The following is a 16,979-nucleotide window of genomic DNA, read 5'->3' as shown; positions in this document are numbered from 1 at the left end:
CCGGACGCCCGCGCTTTCGTCGCACCGCAGGTGAGGGGGTCAGCCCTCGGTCGCCTGCGCTGCCGCCGTCTTCTTCGCGGCCGTCGCCTTGGCGGCCGTCGCCTTGGCGGCCTTCTTGGCCGTCGTCTTCTTGGCGGCGGTCTTCTTCGCGGCCGTCTTCTTGGCCGTCGCCGTCTTCTTGGTGGCGGCCTTCTTCGCCGTGGCCTTCTTCGCCGTCTTGCGGGCGGCCGTCTTCTTGGCGGGAGCGGCCTCCTCCTCGTCGGCGACGGGCGCGGCTTCGGTGACCTCCGCCTCGACGGGCTCAGTCTCGACGGACTCGGCCTCGATGGACTCCGCCTCAGCCTCCGCCGCGGCCGACGGGACGACCACGACGGCCGTCTCCTGGGACGCGGTCGGCGCGGTGGCCTTGCGCACGGCGCGGCGCCGCGGGCGGGCCGGGGCCGCGCTCTCGGCGACCGGCTCGGCGGCCGGCTCGGCCTCGGCGGGCTCCGCCGGAGCGGCCGGGGCCTCCACGGCGGCGGCCTCGACGACCGTCACCACGGCGGCCTCGGCACCGGCGGGCGAACCGGCCGGCGCGGACACCTTGCGGGTGGCGCGACGACGGGTACGGCCCTTGGGCGCGGCCTCGTCGACAGCGGGCGCCTCGGCGGCGGGGGCCTCGACGACCGGGGCCTCCACCGCGACCGGCTCGGCCTCCACCGCGACCGGCTCGGCCTCCGTCTCGACGGTCACGGCCTGCGCCGTGGGCACCTCCGCGAGCGCCTCGACGGACGCTTCGGCGAATTCCTCGGCGGGCTCCTCCGCGACGAGCACCTCGCCGCGGCCCGCCCTGCGCCCGGCGCCCTTCGGCGCACCGGCCGGAGCGGACGCCCGGCGGCTCGCCCTACGACGGCTGCGACCACGTCCGGCCGCGGCCTCCGCCTCGGCGACGCTGCTGTACAGCTCCTCGTCGGGCGCGAAGTCGGCGGCGGACAGCGCGACCGGCTCGGCCACCTCGGCGGCGACCTCGGCCTCGCTCTCGGCCTCCTCCTCGACGCTCACCAGCGGCTCGGCCGTCTCGACGGCCACGGCCTCGTACTCGTGGGCGTCGCCGCCCCGGCCGCGCTTCTTGCGCTTGCCGCCGCCACCGACGGAAGTGGGCTGCTCCATGTGGACGATGACTCCACGCCCGTTGCAGTGGACGCAGGTCTCGGAGAAGGACTCCAGCAGACCCTGGCCCACCCGCTTGCGGGTCATCTGCACCAGGCCCAGCGAGGTCACCTCGGCGACCTGGTGCTTCGTACGGTCGCGGCCCAGGCACTCCAGCAGGCGGCGCAGCACCAGGTCCCGGTTGGACTCCAGCACCATGTCGATGAAGTCGATCACGATGATGCCGCCGAGGTCGCGCAGCCTGAGCTGACGCACGATCTCCTCGGCCGCCTCCAGGTTGTTCCTGGTGACCGTCTCCTCCAGGTTGCCGCCCTGGCCGGTGAACTTGCCGGTGTTGACGTCGACGACGACCATCGCCTCGGTCCGGTCGATCACCAGCGAACCGCCGCTGGGCAGCCAGACCTTGCGGTCCAGCGCCTTGGCGAGCTGCTCGTCGATCCGGTAGGTGGCGAAGACGTCGACCTCGGAGGTCCACCTCGACAGCCGCTCGGCGAGGTCGGGCGCGACGTGCGAGACGTACCCGTGGATGGTCGACCAGGCGTCGTCGCCGCTGACGACGACCTTGGAGAAGTCCTCGTTGAAGATGTCGCGGACGACCCGGACGGTCATGTCCGGCTCGCCGTACAGCAGCGTCGGCGCGTTGCCGTTCTTGGACTTCTTCTGGATGTCCTCCCACTGCGACTGGAGCCGCTCGACGTCACGGCGCAGCTCGTCCTCGCTCGCGCCCTCGGCGGCGGTGCGCACGATGACGCCCGCGTCCTCGGGGACGATCTTCTTCAGGATCGTCTTCAGCCGGGCCCGCTCGGTGTCGGGCAGCTTGCGGCTGATACCGGTCATCGAGCCCTCGGGGACGTACACGAGGTAGCGCCCCGGCAGGGAGACCTGGCTGGTGAGCCTGGCGCCCTTGTGCCCGATCGGGTCCTTGGTGACCTGCACGAGGACGGACTGCCCGGACTTCAGCGCGCTCTCGATGCGGCGCGGCCCATTGGCCATGCCCAGCGCCTCGAAGTTGACCTCACCGGCGTACAGGACGGCGTTGCGGCCCTTGCCGATGTCGATGAACGCGGCCTCCATCGACGGCAGCACGTTCTGGACCTTGCCCAGGTAGACGTTGCCGACGTACGAGGTCGACTGCTCCTTGTTGACGTAGTGCTCGACGAGCACGCCGTCCTCCAGGACGCCGATCTGCGTGCGCTCGCCGCTCTGGCGGACGACCATCACACGCTCGACGGCCTCGCGGCGGGCCAGGAACTCGGCCTCGGTGATGATCGGGACGCGGCGGCGGCCCTGCTCACGGCCTTCGCGGCGGCGCTGCTTCTTGGCCTCCAGACGCGTGGAGCCCTTGATGGACTGCACCTCGTCGGACGGCTCGGAGGGCTTGCGGGGCTCACGGACCTTGACGACGGTCCGCTCGGGGTCCCCGTCGCCCGGCTCGGTGTCGACGCCGGTGTCCCCGGCACGACGACGACGGCGGCGCCGGCGACGGCTGCCCGCGGTGGAGCCGCCGGCCTCGTCCTCGGCGTCCTCTTCCTCCTGCTCGGCGGTGTCCTCGGCGTCCTGCTCAGCCTGCTCGGCGGCGAGTTCGTCGGACTCGGCGTCGACGCCCTCGGCCTCACCGTCGGCGGCCTCGCCCCGGCGGCGACGACGTCCACCGCGGCGGCGGCGACGGCGCGAACCGGTCTCCTCGCCCTCCTCGTCGCCCTCGACACCGTCCTCGGCGGCCTCGTCGGCCTCCTCCGGCTCGGTCTCGTCCTCGGCGACGGGCGCGGCCTCGGTCCGCTCGGCGGCCTCGGTCTCCTCCGCGAAGGCGGCACCCCGGCGACGCCGGCGACGGCGCGAGCCGGTCTGCTCCTCGGCGGGAAGCTCCGCGGCGGGAAGGTTCTCGGCGGGAAGGTTCTCGGCGGGAAGGTTCTCCGTCTGCTCGGTCTCCTCGGCCTCCACCGGCTCCTCGGCGGACGCGGCGGCAGCCTCGGCGGCGGCGCGCTGCGGCGTCTGGAACTGCGGCTCGGCGAACACGGGCGCCTGGAACACGGCGACCGCGGGCCGCGCGGGCCGGCGCGGCGCGTCGCCCTCGCCGTTCTGCGCGGGCGCGGGCTCGGAGAACCCACCGGCGGCCCGGCGCACGACCCGCCGACGGGCCCGCCGCGTACCGGCCTCCTCGTCGGAGGGGGCCTCGGCGACAGCCGGGGTTCGGGTGGTGGCCTCGACGGCCGGGGCCTGGGCGGCGGCGGTCCGGGCGGTGGAGGCCGGAGCCTGGGCGGCGGGCTCGGGGACCTTCACCTCGGCAGCGGCGGGCTCGGTCTCGGCGGTCACAGCCGTCACGGCCGTCTCGGTCTCGCCCTCGGCAGCGGCACCGGCGGGCGCGGTCACCCGGCGGGTGGCGCGACGACGGGTACGCGGCGCGGGAGCGGCCTCCTCGGCCTCGACCTCGGCGGCGGCGGCCGGGGCCTCGGCGGGCGTCTCGGCCACGGACGGCTCCGTCTCCACGCTCACCGCGGTCTCGGCCGGAGCACCGGCGGGCGCGGACGCCCGACGGGTGGCCCGGCGACGGGTACGGGGCGCGGGAGCGGCCTCCTCGGCCTCGACCTCGGCGGGAACAGCAACCTCAGCCGCAGCCTCGGTCGCAGTCGCAGCCTCAGCCTCAGCCGCCTCGGCCTCAGCCTCAGCCGGGGCACCGGCAGGCGCCGACGCCCGACGGGTGGCCCGACGACGGGTACGCGGCGCGGGCGCGGCCTCCTCGGCCACCGGCACGACAGCCTCGACCTCCACCTCGGCGGCAGCAGCCACCGGCACCACCGTCTCAGCAGCAGCCTCAGCCGCCTCGGCCTCAGCCGAAACCGGGGCACCGGCGGGCGCCGACGCCCGACGAGTGGCCCGACGACGGGTACGCGGCGCGGGCGTGGCCTCCTCGGCCTTCTCCGCCACAGCCCCGATCTCCTCGGTCTCCTCGGTCACGGCGACCTCTTCGGTCTCGACGACCTCGTCCGCCAGTTGCTCGGCGGTCTCCACGGCCGGTATGGCCGGCGCGGTGATCTCGGCCCCGGCCTCGGCGGCACCGCTCGGCGGGCCGGCCGGGCGGGAAGCGGCACGGCGCCGCCGACGCGGCGGCAGGGTGTCGCTGGGGGTGTTGTTCTGTTCTTCGGAACCCTGGGTGGGTTCGGTTGGCTCGAGCATGCGGGTGTGTCTCCCGTCAGGCTCCCGGGCGCCGCACCGGGCCCGGCGCCGATCACGAGGGATCGGTCGCCGTTGACGTCCGCGGCTCGCGCTGTGCGCGGTGCCGCCGTCCGGGGCGCGGCCGCCGCACGGGAGCTCTCTGTGTCCTGTCTCGCCGGTTCCGTAGCCCTGTTGCGACGGCCTGGCGAAAGTCTTCTGGTGGGTGCGCTGCCCGACCCAGGTGGCTCCCGAGTACGAGGGCGGCGCTACGACGCCCGTCCCGATGCGGGACCTTCCATGCGCCGACGCCTTCGCGGCGGCAGTCGCTAGGCCGTTGTGAGGGCCTCGACTGCCTCGCGGTCGGGCGCGAGCGGGTCGGTCACCACGCCGGTCTCTTCATCGAGCAGCCCCTGCGCCAGCCTGGTCACCGCTGCGGGGACCGGCGGCGCCAGGTCGGCCACGGCGCGGAGACCGGACAGGACGTCGTCGGGTCGTACGGCAGGCGTCACGTGCCGAACAACCAGCCGCAGTATCGCACAGGGCCGGTCGGTCGGCCTATCAGCCGTTTCACTCAGTGTTTCGAGCTGCGTTTCGAGCTGCGTGTCGGGTTGTGTTTCGAGGTGTACGACCGCCGGGCGGGCGTCGAAGGTGCGCATGCCGTTCTTGGTCATGCGCTGGACCTCGACGGACTCGGCGACGTTGAAGACCTGGACGGCGCTTTCGGCGTCGGCCGGGTCCACTCCGTCGAGCCGCAGTTCCCACACGGAGGCCGTGAGCCGGTCGGCCAGGCCCGAGGTGCGGGCCTCGACCGCGTCGACGACGTCGAGTCCGGTGGGCAGCGACTCGTCGAGCAGCGCGCGCAGCGTCTCCGGTTCGCGCGCCGCGGTGAGGGCGATCTCCAGGTACTCCGCCTCACTGCCCGTGCCGGTGGGTGCGGCATTGGCGTACGACACCTTCGGGTGCGGCGTGAACCCCGCCGAGTACGCCATCGGCACCTCGGCACGGCGCAACGCACGCTCGAAGGCGCGCTGGAAGTCACGGTGGCTGGTGAACCGGAGGCGGCCGCGCTTGGTGTAGCGCAGTCGGATGCGCTGCACCGCGGGTGCGGGCGGCGGGCCTTCGGGCTGTCGCTTGCCCAGTGTCGTTCAGTCCTTCGTGAGGTTCGTGAGAGCGGTCGTACTGCTATCAAGAGTACGTGTGCCGAGCGGCCTCGGTTCCCGTCCGCGCACCTCTTCCCTCTCCCGGGGCCGTCCGGCCCGCTCCCGGGGTTCCCCGAGCAGCATCCGCCGTACGTCGGCCCGTGCCTGCCGTACGGTCTCGCGTGCGGAGGCGAGGGCCTGCCGGGTCGCCCGGCCCACGGCGCGCGCGGCCTGCGCGGCAGGCTTCAGGACGACATCGCGTACGACGTGCCCGACCGGGGTGAGGACGGTCCGGTACACCCATCGCACCGGCTCGACGAAGATCCATCGGAAGACGGCGGCGAGGAACCGCCCGACGGCGCGCGAGATGTGCCCCGCGATCCGCCAGGCGTGCCCGAGCGCGTCCCCGACCTCGCGCGCGAGGACGCCGAGGAAGCGCCACAGCGGGGCGAGCACCCAGCGCCACAGCGCGAGCGCGGGCAGCACCAGCAGCACCCGGGCGATCCAGTACGCGGCCACCCCGAGCCCCGTGACCAGCAGCCCGAGCAGCCGCCACAACCCCAGCGCGCACCAGGCGGCGGCCCGTCCAACAGGCGCGAGGATCCACTCGTACACCCAGAGGCCGGGTACGACGACCAGGTACCGGACCAGCCACAGCACGGGGACGACGACCGCGTACCGCACGAACCACAGCACGGGTACGACGACCCCGTACCGCACCAGCCACAGCACCGCGTGCCCGGCGGGCGTCAGCACGCGCGCGTACAGCCACTCCAGTCCCGCGGCGACGCCCCGCCCCAGCCAGCGGACGGCGTGCCCGACCGGGGTGAGGACGTACCGGTACAGGGCGACGACGGGGACCACCAGGAGCACCCGCCCGAGCCAGGCCAGTGCGCGGCCGGCCGGGACGAGGACGTACCGCCACAGTCCCACCAGCGGCCACACGAACAGCATCCGCCCCAGCCACAACAGGGCGCGGCCCAGCGGCCTGAGCAGGGTGTCCCGCAGGAAGCGGCCGGTGACGACCAGCGCGTCCCAGACCATCCGGACGGGCACGACCAGCACGAGCACCACGATCCGCACGGGCAGCCGGATCGCGACGACGAGACATCCGTCCGGCTGTTCCGACTGCTTCGGCTGCTCCGGCTCGGCGGGCGGTTTCTGCAGGTCCATACCGGTGTAGACGCCGCAGCCCGCCCGCTGGATGCACCGGATCAGCCGGACGGATGACAAGTGCGTGCCCGGCGTGGGCGGTGGTTCAGGACTTGCCGCGGCTCTGCGCCTCGGCGTTGGCGATGGCTTCCGCCTCGGCCTCGGCCATCGCGATGGCGACGCCGAAGGCCCGCGCGATGTGACCCGCCGCCGACATGACGCGTGCGCTGCCCACGACGGGTGCGATGGCGACGAGGACGTCCTGCAGTTCCTCGACGGTCAGTTCGGCCTTGATCGCCGGGTCGATGTGCGCGAGGTAGGAGACGGCCGGCGCATCGACGGCCACGAGTGCGGCGATGCGGGTGAGGATGAGCGTCCGGTCGTCCATGTGACAGCGCTCGACGGAGTCGATGGTCATGGCGGCGAGCGTGTCGAGAACGGGGGCCTCGGATGCAGTTGCCATGTCGAATCACCTTTCTACGTTTCCTGCGTTTCCTGCGTTTCCCGTGTTGTACGGGGTCGGTGTCAGGCGCTGCGCCTGGCCAGGGTCTTGCCCAGCTCCCGCTCCAGGTCGAGCTGAACTCCACGAGCATCCCCACACGTCGGGGCCACGGACCGCGCCGGACAGCTTCTGGCGTTCGAGGTTCTCCGGGTGCACCCGCACCGCCAGGACCTCCGCCGCCAGCCGCCGCTGATGGTCGGCGAGCAGTTCGACGCCACACTGCAGCAGCTCGAGCCGCACCTTGCTGCCGGGCTCGCTGCCGGGCTCGACCCGCAGCGGACGGACGAACTCCGCGATCCGCTCGGCCCTCTCGTCGCCCATCGCCCGCTCGTCCCTTCGCCACCGTGGCCCCCGATCCCCACAGCAGGATCGACCCGACCGGCGAGGCGGGCCTCACCCTCTACGGGTGGTCCGCCCGGGCCCGCGCCCGTCGTAACCGCAGCGCCAGAAAAGCCACGCCAGCACGCCGCGGACGCGCCCGATCAGCCCACCCCGGCTCCCAGCCGACTGCTTCACCCCTGTCAAGGCCGATCCGGACCAGCCGCCAACCGGCTCAGAAGTCGGCAGTACGGTTGAAGCTTGTGATGTTGAGTTTGATCCCCTTTACGCTGTTGAGCGTTGTGGGGTACTCACCCCGGGCAGTCTGACCCGGTCGCACATCGGTCTCCAGTTGCGTTCCGTTCTCCAGCCGGGTGCCAGTGGCGTCGACCGCCTCCCAGTCCCACGAATAGTCGGACCTCTCGCTGCTGCTGTTCTTGATTGTCCAAACGACCCAGACGTCGGTGATACCGGCCTGTGACCGGTCGTCCAGCTGAAAGCTGATGAGGTCCGCTCGTTCGCCCAGGGCCTCTCGCGTCTTCTCCTGCGGCGACTTCTCAGTGGTGGTGCCGCTGGGCGCAGCCGCGGTGGTCTCATCACCGTCGCTCTGGGCGGTCACCAGCACGACCACGACGATGACGGCCACCGTGGCCAGCGCGCCGACGCACCCCCAGAGGCAGCCACGACCCCTCGGTCGCCTCCGCGGTCGCCCTGGGGGAGACGTCCACTGCCCAGGCGGCTCACTTTCCGGCATGCCGACCTCCCTCGTAGCGGATACCGCCACGTTAGGAAGCCGGCCAGAGGCTTGCGAACGGTGAGCAGCCACTCAGGCGACAGCCACCAAGGAGGCCGGCCGGCGAATGACTCGCATCCGCGACCGGAAACTTATGTTCACATCATCGACTTCGGGTAACTAAAGTTGTCACATGACCTTGCATGAGATCACCCCCGAAGAACAGGTAGAGCTCGACAAGGCCCTCTACGACGCTCTCAACCCACTCGCATCGGCCATGCGCTCCCGAGCCTCCGGGCTACCCGGAGACCGCAGGTGGGAGGCCGACCCGGTCGAAGTCGCGCTGTCCGCACTCGCCACCTGGAAGGTCGTGGACACCGAGGTCAAGCGGTTGACGGCGATCGCAGCAGGAACCGCTGGTTCCTACGGTGCGAGCTACGAGCAGATGGGAGCCGTCTGGGGTATCACCCGGCAAGGCGCCCGCAAGAAATGGCCTGACGCCATCAGCCGCGCGACAACCACCACAGCCACAGCAAGCGCTCCACTCGAACTGTGCGGCGGGAGGGCCGAGTTGATGCAGGACCCTTCGTCCGGCGACTGGAGGTGGACAGGCAAGGGCGCCGACGGAACGCACGGGGCGGCCGAAGGTGACACCTGGTACGCGACGAAGGAAGAGGCCGCAGCCCATGCAGGGGCCTTTCTGAGGGAGCATGCCGTCCATCAGCCCTGAGGACAGCGTCCCACCGTCAAGAAGCTCCTCGGAGTTCACGTCCGAGGGGCTTCCTGCACTCACATCCACTCCACCTCCGCCGCAGTGGTCGGAGCGGAGTTCTTCACCCTCAGCGGCAGCAGCTTCTTGCCACTGTTGCTCAGTTGCGGCCATGTGTCGTACTGGGGCTACAACGCAAACCACACGCCCAGATCACGGGGCGCCCCCGTCTGGATGAAGCTGCGCACTACAGCCCATGCGTGGTCGACACTCAGGACAAAGTCACCCGTGAACTCTGCTGGGTCATCCATGATCGGAACGTCAACCAAGGCATCCACGGGGACAGTGCCATCTCCCACGAGGAGTGACATCCCCTCAGCGTCATCGATCAGATGGATCACCGCGTGATCACCTCGGAAGCCGAGGGTCAGCCGAGGAAGCTCCCTGTCCGGCAACCGGACCTCGACGTACCCCTGACCACGGGAACGCAGTTCGCTGAAGCGGTCCACCAGATCCCTCACATCCGAACGTCTCTCGCCTGCGGAGAACCGTCCCGATTCCGGCGACGTCGTCGCCCACACCACGCTCAGAAAGGCATCCGCCGGGGCGGCCGACCCGCTCGCCGCATGATCAGGCAACATGGCGAACGTTCCAGGTCACAGCACCACCTCCGCTGCGGATCTGTCCGAGCTACTTGACCAGCCGGAAGGCGGGGTGCCCAGCCCAGGCCCGCAGGAACTCCGCCGTTCCCAGCGCCATGCAGTCGTCCGCGATCCCCAACACCCCCGGAAGGGCAGCGACGACCGACGCCTGTCCGTCCAGCAGTTCGGCGTTGGCCACGCCTCCGATGACGTCCATGACAGCGGCGGTCAGCAGGGCCGTGGTCACGTGGTCGATCTCGCGATTGCAGCAAGCGCTGACATTGACGGCATGGGTCGGTCTGAAGCCGAGGATGGCCTCCACCTCGGGCTCGTCCGCGTGCTCAGCCTCGAAGGTGCTCTCGTCGCCGACACCCGGCCCCATCAAGTAGACCAGGAAGGGCCGACGCCAGTCCTCGCGCTGCGGATTGAATCCCACCAGGGCCGTGAGCTCCTCGTCCGCGATGGTGTTACCGAGGAGTGGAAGCGGGAACGGCTTTCGCCAGTCCTTCTCTCGCCTGTCCTCGACGCCCAGTCGCTCTGCGGGCACGTTGACGTCGAAGAACCCAGGCCGCTTCTCGTCGAAGTGGGAGGAGAGCCCCACCATCAACGCGCGGAACTCCCGCAGCGCAGCCGGGGAGAGCGGCTCCGCCAACTCGATCACCAACGTCGGACCAGACATGCTGGGAGCCTAGTTTGATCGGCTCCGCGACCGCTCAAATTATTCCCACACCGAGTCCAGCCGGCCCGAGCCCTGACGCCGCCGACCTACCCGTCGCGCCTTCAGAACCCCGAGAGAGCCAAGCGCCGCGGCCACCTCATCCGTGGCCTCCGCCACAGCCTCAGTGATCCGCCGCAGCGCCTCACTCACCCCGCCCCCGCTCCAGCCGACCGGAGCCGACTACTTCACCGTCAGCGGCAGCAACTTCTTGCCGGTCGGGCCGATCTGAATTGAGGTGTCCATGGCAGGGCATACACCAACGGCTCTAAATCCAGTACCGTGCCGCCATGGCTACCCGATCCAGGAAGCGCACCCCAACTCACTTACAGGCGTACGACGTCGACACCGAGTGGACCGCAGCAGACTTGGCGGTCCTGGAGGACCTGAAGAAGGCCGAAGCCCTGTTGCCGGACGACGCCCCCAGGGCGTTGCTCTCCATCCGCCTGTCGGTCCTCACCGACGAGACGACCTCCCCCATCCGCCAGGAACTCGATCTGCGGAAGCTGGCCCTGGAGCGAGGCCGCCGAGTCGTCGGTGTCGCCAGCGACCTGAACGTGTCGGCGACGAAGGTCCCGCCCTGGAAGCGCAAGGAGCTGGGCGACTGGCTCAACAACCGCGCGCCGGAGTTCGACGAGATTCTGTTCTGGAAGCTGGACCGTTTCGTACGACGCCTCACGGACCTCAGCACCATGATCGAGTGGTGCCTGAAGTACGGGAAGAACCTCCTGTCAAAGCACGACTCGATCGATCTGACCACGACGGCCGGAAAGATCATGGTCACGATCATCGGCGGTATCGCCGAGATCGAGGCGGCCAACACCAGCACGCGCATCACGAGCCTGTGGGACTACGCCAGGACCCAGACGGATTGGGTCGTGGGCAAGCCGACGTACGGCTACGAGACGACGGAGAACGAGGACGGCAGAGTCGTCCTCGCCATCAATGAAGAGGCATACAGAGCACTGCACTGGTGTCGCCGCGCCGCCCTGCGGCCGAAGCCTGCATCCGCGCGACGCATGTCCAGGGTGCTCATCCGTGCCGGAATCTGCGGACCGGGCCTGACAACGTCGACGATGCTCCGCCGGCTCAGGAACCCCGGGCTGATGGGGTACCGCGTGGAGGAGAACAAGGTCGGAGGCGTACGCCGCTCGAAAATCGTGCTGGGCAACGACGGGAAGCCCATCCGTGTCGCGGACCCGATCTTCACGGAAGAGGAGTTCGAGACCCTGCAAGCGGCCCTGGACCGGCGAGGGAAGAACCAGCCCACCCGCGCCCCCGGCGGAGCGACACGGTTCCTGGGGGTGCTGCTCTGCGACGACTGCGGCAGCAACATGACCGTTCAGAAGACCACGCACAAGGGCCGGCACTACGAGTACCTGCGATGCGGCATGTGCAAGAGCGGGGGCCACGGCGCACCGAACCCCCACCACATCTACAGCAAGTTCGTCGAAGACGTCCTGAAGGTTCTCGGCGACGACCCCGTCATGGTGCGGGAGTACCGCCAGGGCGCCGAAGCCCGCAAGGAGCAGAAGCGTCTTGAAGAGTCCATCAGCTACTACATGACCGGTCTCGAACCTGAGGGGCGCTTCACGAAGACGCGCTTCACACGGGAGCAGGCCGAGAAGACCATGGACGACCTGATCAAGCAGTTGGAGGCCATCGACCCAGAGTCGACGCAGGACCGGTGGGTGGCCGTGCACAACGGCAAGTCGTTCCGGGAACGGTGGGAGGAAGGCGGCATGGAGGCCATGGGCGCCGATCTTCTCCGGGTGGGCGTGAAGTGCAGGATCACGCGAACCAAGGTGAAGGGGGTACGCGCTCCGCACATCCACATGAAGCTCTTGATCCCCAAGGACGTACGGGACCGTCTGATACTCAAGGAAGACGACTTCGCGGAAGCCTTCTGACCCGAGACAGGCAGCGAACGACTGAAGCCGCCTTCCCAGCAGGTATGGGAAGGCGGCTGCTTCTGTCAGGAGAACCACAACGCCGGATCAAACGGTTCTTCCGTCCCGTCGTCGGTCACGATGACGATTTCGCTTTCAATGACTGTGAGAGTTTCGCTGTCACCGCCCCTTGGCATTGGCAGGGGGCTGACGTGCTGCGTAGCGCGCTTGGGAAGAGCCGCCGTCAGAGCAGTTCCCCCTCTCGTTGCACTTCCACGGCAAGCCGTCTGGACTCCGCGAGGTCTTCGGCGACTCCGGCCGCGATGAGGGCCGCGCCTGGGGTGTGGCCGGAGCCGACGTAGCGCCAGTTGTGTTCGGTGATCGCGTCAGGGGTGTCCATGTGGCCCATGTGGTGGGCGCGTTCGGCGCGCAGTGCTGCGTAGGTGGTGGAGTAGGCGCGGGATTTGGTGAGGATGTGGCCGCGGTAGCCGAGGGTGTGGGTCCAGGGGCGGAGGCGGAGGGGTTCGTACTCGGGGAGGCCTCCGAGGCGCCAGCAGGCGCGCATGAGGGTGCGGACGTGGGTGCTGACGGACGCCGACTCGATATCAGCCCGTGTGGTCGGGGGATGGTCGAGGCCAGCGCCGGTTTCGCCCGCTCCCTTGGTCACGTACTTGGCCACGTACGCGGCCACGGCGTCGTCATCGGGGCCGTCACCGTCGGTGCGCAGTGGCCGAGCGTCGATCTGCTCACCCCAGCACAAGGCCCTCTCACCCACGGCCGGGCTGTAGGACGAGTGGACCAGGACGCGCCGGGCGGACTTGCATACGGCATCGATGAGGAGCTGCACAGTGCCCCAGGCCGGGGGTTCGTCGTCGGATCCGTTCGGTCCGTCGAGGCGGACGACGGCATGGACGTGGACGGCCGCGCGCTTCTGGTACTCGGCGACGCGGGCGAAGGAGAGCCGGGCGTGTTCGGCGAAGCGGGACTGTACGAGGCCGACGGAGGAGGCCAGGCGCCGCCGGACGTCGATGACGAAGCGGTCCCACAGCTTGGAGGCGTGCGCGTGCCACAGGACGTGCCCTGTGTAGTCGTAGCAGTCGGGGCAGAGCGGTTGGCCGATGATCGAGGCATCTGGGGCGTGGAGGGTGCCGCAGTCGAGGGGGCGCGCGTGCTCGCAGGTGCGGCGATCTCGGCGGGGTCGGCACTGTTCCCCGGCACGGTGGACCGTTCCGAAAGAGGGGGCAGTGAGCGTGACGAACAGTCGAGGCCGGTAACGGACGGCCGGGGGAACGTTCTTGCCTCCGAGGAGGCCAGCGCGGACGAGGTGGAAGGTGTCTCCGGCGTGGAGCCGGGAGCAGGCCGGGCAGATGGTTGCACGGCGGTTGCGGCAGCGGACGAGGAGACGTTCGCCGGGTTCGTTGCGGGTGTCGTAGTGGCGGAGGATCTCGCCAGTCGCTCCGTCCAGGGTGGTGGTGGAGCCGGAGAGGTGGATGGGGTGGGCGCATCCGCCGGTTGCGGTGATCTGCTCCAGCCAGCGCACGAACTTCGGGTCTTGGGCGAGGCGTATGGCGTCGCGGTCGGTTTCGGGGAGCTGACGCAGGCGCGCCGCGCGGTCGAGGGCGGCGCGCCAGTCAGCCGGGGTGTACTCCGGGGTGATGGTGGTGACCTTCCAGGGCGGGCCGCCGAAGCGGCCGGGACGGTAGTGGGTGGTGCGCCGTGGGACATGGGGATCACTCCCTTGCGTTGGTCGGGGTGTGGAGACGGGGTCAGCGGATGGTGCCGGTGCCGCGGCAGATGCGGCAGCGCCGGATGCGTCCGGTCCAGGTGCGGCGGGCGCCGTCGCCCTTGCAGTGGGGGCACCTCACGCGAGGCATGGGCATGGTCGGGTGTCCTTTCTGCTCAGGTGTGGGAGAAGCCGCTGATGAACCAGGTCACGAGTCCGTGGATGGTGAAGATCACCGGGGTCTGGCCGAGGTAGACGCCGAAGAGGCCGACGCAGACCGCTTCCCAGGCGCGCACGTCGCGGGAGCGGACGAGGAGGACGGTGATGATCCCGAAGATCACCGCGAACGTGAACGCCGTACCTTCGCTGATCACTTCGACTCTCCTTCCAGCGCCGCCAGGGCGCGGGTGACGAGGGGCAGTTCCGGGGTCATCGCGCCGTACTTGCGGGCCGTGGCCACGGCCTCATCCGTGGGGGTCAGGTGGGAGCGGGCGCGGCTCCAGCCGCCGTCCGGGCCGGTACAGACGGCCACCCCGCGCTCTTCCGGTGTGATGGCTTGGGCGACGGCCACGGCGTCCTTGTTGAGGTCGCCGAGGGTCATCTCTGCCGTGCCGGGGTCGTTGACCCGGTGGCAGATCCGGCCGCCGAGCTGGGCGCGCAGCGCGGTGACACCAGGCCCGAGGTCGGATCCGACCCGTTGGCCGGCCACGACCAGGTGAATGCCGAGGGCGGCCCCGAGCTGGGCAAGGCGCAGTAGGAGTGTGGAGCACTGTTCGGCTTCCGCCCTGCTCTCGCGGGTGCCGTCGGACAGGTACAGCTCTGCGATTTCGTCGACCAGGACCACGACCGGCACGGGGCGGAGCTTGTCCGGGAGCTCCCAGATCGAGCGGACCCCGGCCGACCGGCACGCGCTCATCCGGTCCTGCATGTCGACCACCAGCGCGGACAGCACGGCCACGGCCTCACGGCGGCAGGTGGCCAGTGCGGTCAGGCGTGCGGTGAACAGGCCGAGTTCCATGCCGCCCTTGCAGTCGATGCCCACCAGGGCGACGCGCTGTGTGGCGAGTTGCGAGATGAGCCGGGCCAGCAGCGTCGACTTACCCGAGCGAGTAGCCCCGGTGATCAGCCAGTGCGGGACCAGGCGCAGGTTCATCACCCACGCCCCGCCGGTCTCCAGCGCGCCGATGAGCGCGGAGAGGAGTTCGGCCGGAGCGGTAGCTAAGCCCGGCCGCTCCAGCGGATCGCTTGCCATGGCGGTCAGCAGCACGAGGCCGCGTTCCGGGGAGGTGACCCGCACCGCGTGCACCTTCCAGGCGTGGACGAACGCGTCCGCCGCTTTCAGGTAGGTCGCCGGGGTCTGGCCCGCGTGCAGCCGCACCAGCACGGACAATCCCATCGGGGTGAGGTGGGGGAAGGAGCAGCGCGGAGCCACCGGCCGCACCGGGTCACCCTTCACCAGCAGGTGACCGACGAGCGTGCGCGCCGGGAGCCGGGACACCGCCAGGTCGTTGAGCACGGCGACGCGCCGCCAGGTGGACACCACCCGCCACGCGGTGACCGGGTAGCCGACGAGGTACCAGTGCCAGAGCGGCCGGTGCCGGCGCACCAGGTCACCAGCGACGAGCATCCAGGCGAGCACGGCCAGGGCGAGGGCGATGATGTACGGCTCCATCACGCCTCACCACCCTTGCGCGCCGCCGCCGGAGCACCATGCACGGGCGTGATCGCATCGGCGCGGAAGCTGACGCCGTGCCGGTCACCCATCGACCACATGAACGCCACCAGCCCGGTGACCTTGACGATCTGTCCTTCCTCGATCCCGGTCGGCTCACCGCTGACGGCGATCTCGATGACGGAGATCCGCCGCCCGTCCTGCCGCACGGTCACCGCGACGGTGTAGACGGGGTTGCCGTCCCGGTCCTTCTTCACCTCCTGTGTCTCGGAGTTGCTGATCTTCACTTCCGGAGCGATGGCGCACCGCAGTACGCCCAGCCGCGCCGTGTCCACGGGAATGGACTGCATTTCTTCGGCCTCCCTGGCCAGTCACGACGCCAGACTTCTACTGACGTCACTTGTCCTTACGAGTAAAGAGTGTGGAGTGCTGTACGGCGAATGCGCAACTACTTATGCTGACGAGTGACGCCGCACGTGCGACGTGCCTATGACCCCGACCCGTCGGAGATGCCCAGATGTCGGAGATCCAGCGCCCCGGAGCCCTCTACCAGCAGGTGGCCGCCGCCATCCGCGAAGCGATCCTGTCGGGCGAGTTCGCACCCGACTCCCTGTTGCCGTCCGAAGCCCAGCTCATGGCCCGCTACGCCGTGTCCCGTCCGACCGTCCGCAACGCCATCGCGGCCCTGCGAGCGGAAGGGCTGATTGACGTCCGCCACGGCAAGGGCAGTTTCGTGCGCTCCGACGGACAGCCGTCGTTGACGATCGAGCGCCGGATCAGCCGCACCGCCGACGGCCGGTTCGTCATGCCCAACGGCGATGTCTGGCAGGAGACCGAAGAGGCCAGCGCCTACCGGACGCACACCACCAAGGCCACCGGCCGACTCCTCGAACTCGGCGAGGAAGAGGCCCTGTACGGCTGTGACCGCTTGCTGTTCGACCCGAGCACGGGCACCCGCGCCATGCACCGCACGCTGATCCCGTTCGCCGTCGCCGAAGCGGTTCCGATGCTGGCCGAGGAGCCGTGCAAGCGCCCGGCAGCGTTCTACCGGCAGCTCACCGAGGCCGGCCACAAGCTCACGTGGTCGGAGACCGTACGCGCCCGGATGCCCCTGCCCGACGAGCGCACCGCGCTCCAGCTCCCCGACGCGACGCCGATCCTGCACCTGTCCCGTGTCACCCACGACTCCGACGACCGGCCTCTGATTCTCGAAGAACTCCGCATCGGTGCCGACCGGGCCGAACTCACCTACCGGATCACCGCCGACAAGCAGCCCGCGCGACGCACCCGCCCCTGAGCTGCGAGCCTGATCGGTCGAAACAGCCTTCACTTCCTCAAGGGCGCGCCGGCGGCGCGCCGGGGCGCCCGGCCGCCCCGGCCGGGCGTGCGGCGTGACCGCCGGTCCCGGCCGAGCGCCGGACGCCCCACACGACAGCACGCCCGAGGAGTCGAGGCGAGGACCGGCCGCCCGGGGCCGGAGTCCA

General features: G+C 70.2%; 14 protein-coding genes and 1 pseudogene. 3 read left to right on the top strand and 12 right to left on the bottom strand.

Translation table 11 applies throughout. The features are described from left to right. Nucleotides 1-39: 39 nt before the first annotated feature. The 6 genes and pseudogenes from ACLZN2_RS15535 to ACLZN2_RS15510 form a co-directional block, all read right to left on the bottom strand. On the bottom strand, nt 40-4,323 hold the full coding sequence (locus ACLZN2_RS15535; protein WP_416979098.1) for an Rne/Rng family ribonuclease: 4,284 nt from the start codon (nt 4,321-4,323) through the stop codon (nt 40-42). 279 nt (nt 4,324-4,602) lie between these two features. After that, nucleotides 4,603-5,399: pseudogene (locus ACLZN2_RS15530) on the bottom strand (TIGR03936 family radical SAM-associated protein); the annotation flags it as partial. Between the two features lie 48 nt (nt 5,400-5,447). Next, entirely contained in the window at nt 5,448-6,614 is a 1,167-nt protein-coding gene (locus tag ACLZN2_RS15525) for a hypothetical protein (protein ID WP_416979097.1), read from the bottom strand. Between the two features lie 85 nt (nt 6,615-6,699). Further along, entirely contained in the window at nt 6,700-7,056 is a 357-nt protein-coding gene (locus ACLZN2_RS15520; RefSeq protein WP_416979036.1) for a carboxymuconolactone decarboxylase, read from the bottom strand. Nucleotides 7,057-7,062: 6 nt separating this feature from the next. Beyond that, nucleotides 7,063-7,416: a hypothetical protein gene (locus tag ACLZN2_RS15515; protein WP_416979035.1), complete on the bottom strand. Its 354-nt coding sequence runs from the start codon at nt 7,414-7,416 to the stop codon at nt 7,063-7,065. A gap of 232 nt (nt 7,417-7,648) precedes the next feature. Then, entirely contained in the window at nt 7,649-8,059 is a 411-nt protein-coding gene (locus ACLZN2_RS15510) for a hypothetical protein (protein ID WP_416979034.1), read from the bottom strand. Between the two features lie 280 nt (nt 8,060-8,339). Here ACLZN2_RS15510 and ACLZN2_RS15505 point away from each other — a divergent pair, with 280 nt between their 5' ends. Then, nucleotides 8,340-8,876 (top strand): hypothetical protein, encoded by a 537-nt coding sequence (locus ACLZN2_RS15505; protein ID WP_416979033.1) that lies wholly within the window; start codon nt 8,340-8,342, stop codon nt 8,874-8,876. 167 nt (nt 8,877-9,043) lie between these two features. Here ACLZN2_RS15505 and ACLZN2_RS15500 read toward each other — a convergent pair whose 3' ends face one another. Both ACLZN2_RS15500 and ACLZN2_RS15495 read right to left on the bottom strand, forming a co-directional pair. Further along, a complete protein-coding gene (locus tag ACLZN2_RS15500; protein ID WP_416979032.1) occupies nt 9,044-9,496 on the bottom strand; it encodes a hypothetical protein in 453 nt (150 codons plus the stop codon). Between the two features lie 49 nt (nt 9,497-9,545). Then, on the bottom strand, nt 9,546-10,175 hold the full coding sequence (locus ACLZN2_RS15495; RefSeq protein WP_416979031.1) for a DUF6368 family protein: 630 nt from the start codon (nt 10,173-10,175) through the stop codon (nt 9,546-9,548). Nucleotides 10,176-10,501: 326 nt separating this feature from the next. On the opposite strand from ACLZN2_RS15495, the gene ACLZN2_RS15490 reads away from it, so the two are divergent. Continuing rightward, the gene (locus ACLZN2_RS15490; RefSeq protein WP_416979030.1) at nt 10,502-12,121 is read left to right on the top strand and encodes a recombinase family protein; all 1,620 of its coding nucleotides are present in this window, start codon (nt 10,502-10,504) and stop codon (nt 12,119-12,121) included. A gap of 223 nt (nt 12,122-12,344) precedes the next feature. On the opposite strand, the gene ACLZN2_RS15485 is transcribed toward ACLZN2_RS15490, so the two are convergent. The 4 genes from ACLZN2_RS15485 to ACLZN2_RS15470 form a co-directional block, all read right to left on the bottom strand. After that, on the bottom strand, nt 12,345-13,700 hold the full coding sequence (locus tag ACLZN2_RS15485) for a replication initiator (RefSeq protein WP_416979096.1): 1,356 nt from the start codon (nt 13,698-13,700) through the stop codon (nt 12,345-12,347). Nucleotides 13,701-13,999: 299 nt separating this feature from the next. Further along, nucleotides 14,000-14,197, bottom strand: a complete 198-nt coding sequence (locus ACLZN2_RS15480; protein ID WP_340377378.1) for a hypothetical protein — start codon at nt 14,195-14,197, stop codon at nt 14,000-14,002. After that, a complete protein-coding gene (locus ACLZN2_RS15475; protein WP_416979095.1) occupies nt 14,194-15,495 on the bottom strand; it encodes an FtsK/SpoIIIE domain-containing protein in 1,302 nt (433 codons plus the stop codon). The genes ACLZN2_RS15480 and ACLZN2_RS15475 overlap by 4 nt, the downstream gene beginning before the upstream one ends. Then, nucleotides 15,495-15,845 (bottom strand): hypothetical protein, encoded by a 351-nt coding sequence (locus ACLZN2_RS15470; protein ID WP_416979029.1) that lies wholly within the window; start codon nt 15,843-15,845, stop codon nt 15,495-15,497. The genes ACLZN2_RS15475 and ACLZN2_RS15470 overlap by 1 nt, the downstream gene beginning before the upstream one ends. A gap of 167 nt (nt 15,846-16,012) precedes the next feature. Between ACLZN2_RS15470 and ACLZN2_RS15465 the strand changes: the two genes are divergently transcribed. After that, nucleotides 16,013-16,792, top strand: coding sequence for a GntR family transcriptional regulator (locus ACLZN2_RS15465; protein WP_416979028.1), 780 nt, complete (start codon nt 16,013-16,015; stop codon nt 16,790-16,792). Nucleotides 16,793-16,979: the final 187 nt, after the last annotated feature.

It is taken from the genome of Streptomyces sp. T028 (genome assembly GCF_048159505.1).
GTDB lineage: Bacteria > Actinomycetota > Actinomycetes > Streptomycetales > Streptomycetaceae > Streptomyces.
Note: the sequence above shows the minus strand (reverse complement) of the source record. Positions and strands in the feature narration are given on the sequence as shown.

What these genes read in the sequence shown, in the direction of transcription:
- ACLZN2_RS15500 (WP_416979032.1), bottom strand. Translation starts at nt 9,496, where the DNA reads ATGTTGCCTGATCATGCGGCGAGCGGGTCGGCCGCCCCGGCGGATGCC.
- ACLZN2_RS15465 (WP_416979028.1), top strand. Translation starts at nt 16,013, where the DNA reads ATGTCGGAGATCCAGCGCCCCGGAGCCCTCTACCAGCAGGTGGCCGCC.
- ACLZN2_RS15495 (WP_416979031.1), bottom strand. Translation starts at nt 10,175, where the DNA reads ATGTCTGGTCCGACGTTGGTGATCGAGTTGGCGGAGCCGCTCTCCCCG.
- ACLZN2_RS15475 (WP_416979095.1), bottom strand. Translation starts at nt 15,495, where the DNA reads ATGGAGCCGTACATCATCGCCCTCGCCCTGGCCGTGCTCGCCTGGATG.
- ACLZN2_RS15520 (WP_416979036.1), bottom strand. Translation starts at nt 7,056, where the DNA reads ATGGCAACTGCATCCGAGGCCCCCGTTCTCGACACGCTCGCCGCCATG.
- ACLZN2_RS15505 (WP_416979033.1), top strand. Translation starts at nt 8,340, where the DNA reads ATGACCTTGCATGAGATCACCCCCGAAGAACAGGTAGAGCTCGACAAG.
- ACLZN2_RS15525 (WP_416979097.1), bottom strand. Translation starts at nt 6,614, where the DNA reads ATGGACCTGCAGAAACCGCCCGCCGAGCCGGAGCAGCCGAAGCAGTCG.
- ACLZN2_RS15535 (WP_416979098.1), bottom strand. Translation starts at nt 4,323, where the DNA reads ATGCTCGAGCCAACCGAACCCACCCAGGGTTCCGAAGAACAGAACAAC.
- ACLZN2_RS15470 (WP_416979029.1), bottom strand. Translation starts at nt 15,845, where the DNA reads ATGCAGTCCATTCCCGTGGACACGGCGCGGCTGGGCGTACTGCGGTGC.
- ACLZN2_RS15515 (WP_416979035.1), bottom strand. Translation starts at nt 7,416, where the DNA reads ATGGGCGACGAGAGGGCCGAGCGGATCGCGGAGTTCGTCCGTCCGCTG.
- ACLZN2_RS15490 (WP_416979030.1), top strand. Translation starts at nt 10,502, where the DNA reads ATGGCTACCCGATCCAGGAAGCGCACCCCAACTCACTTACAGGCGTAC.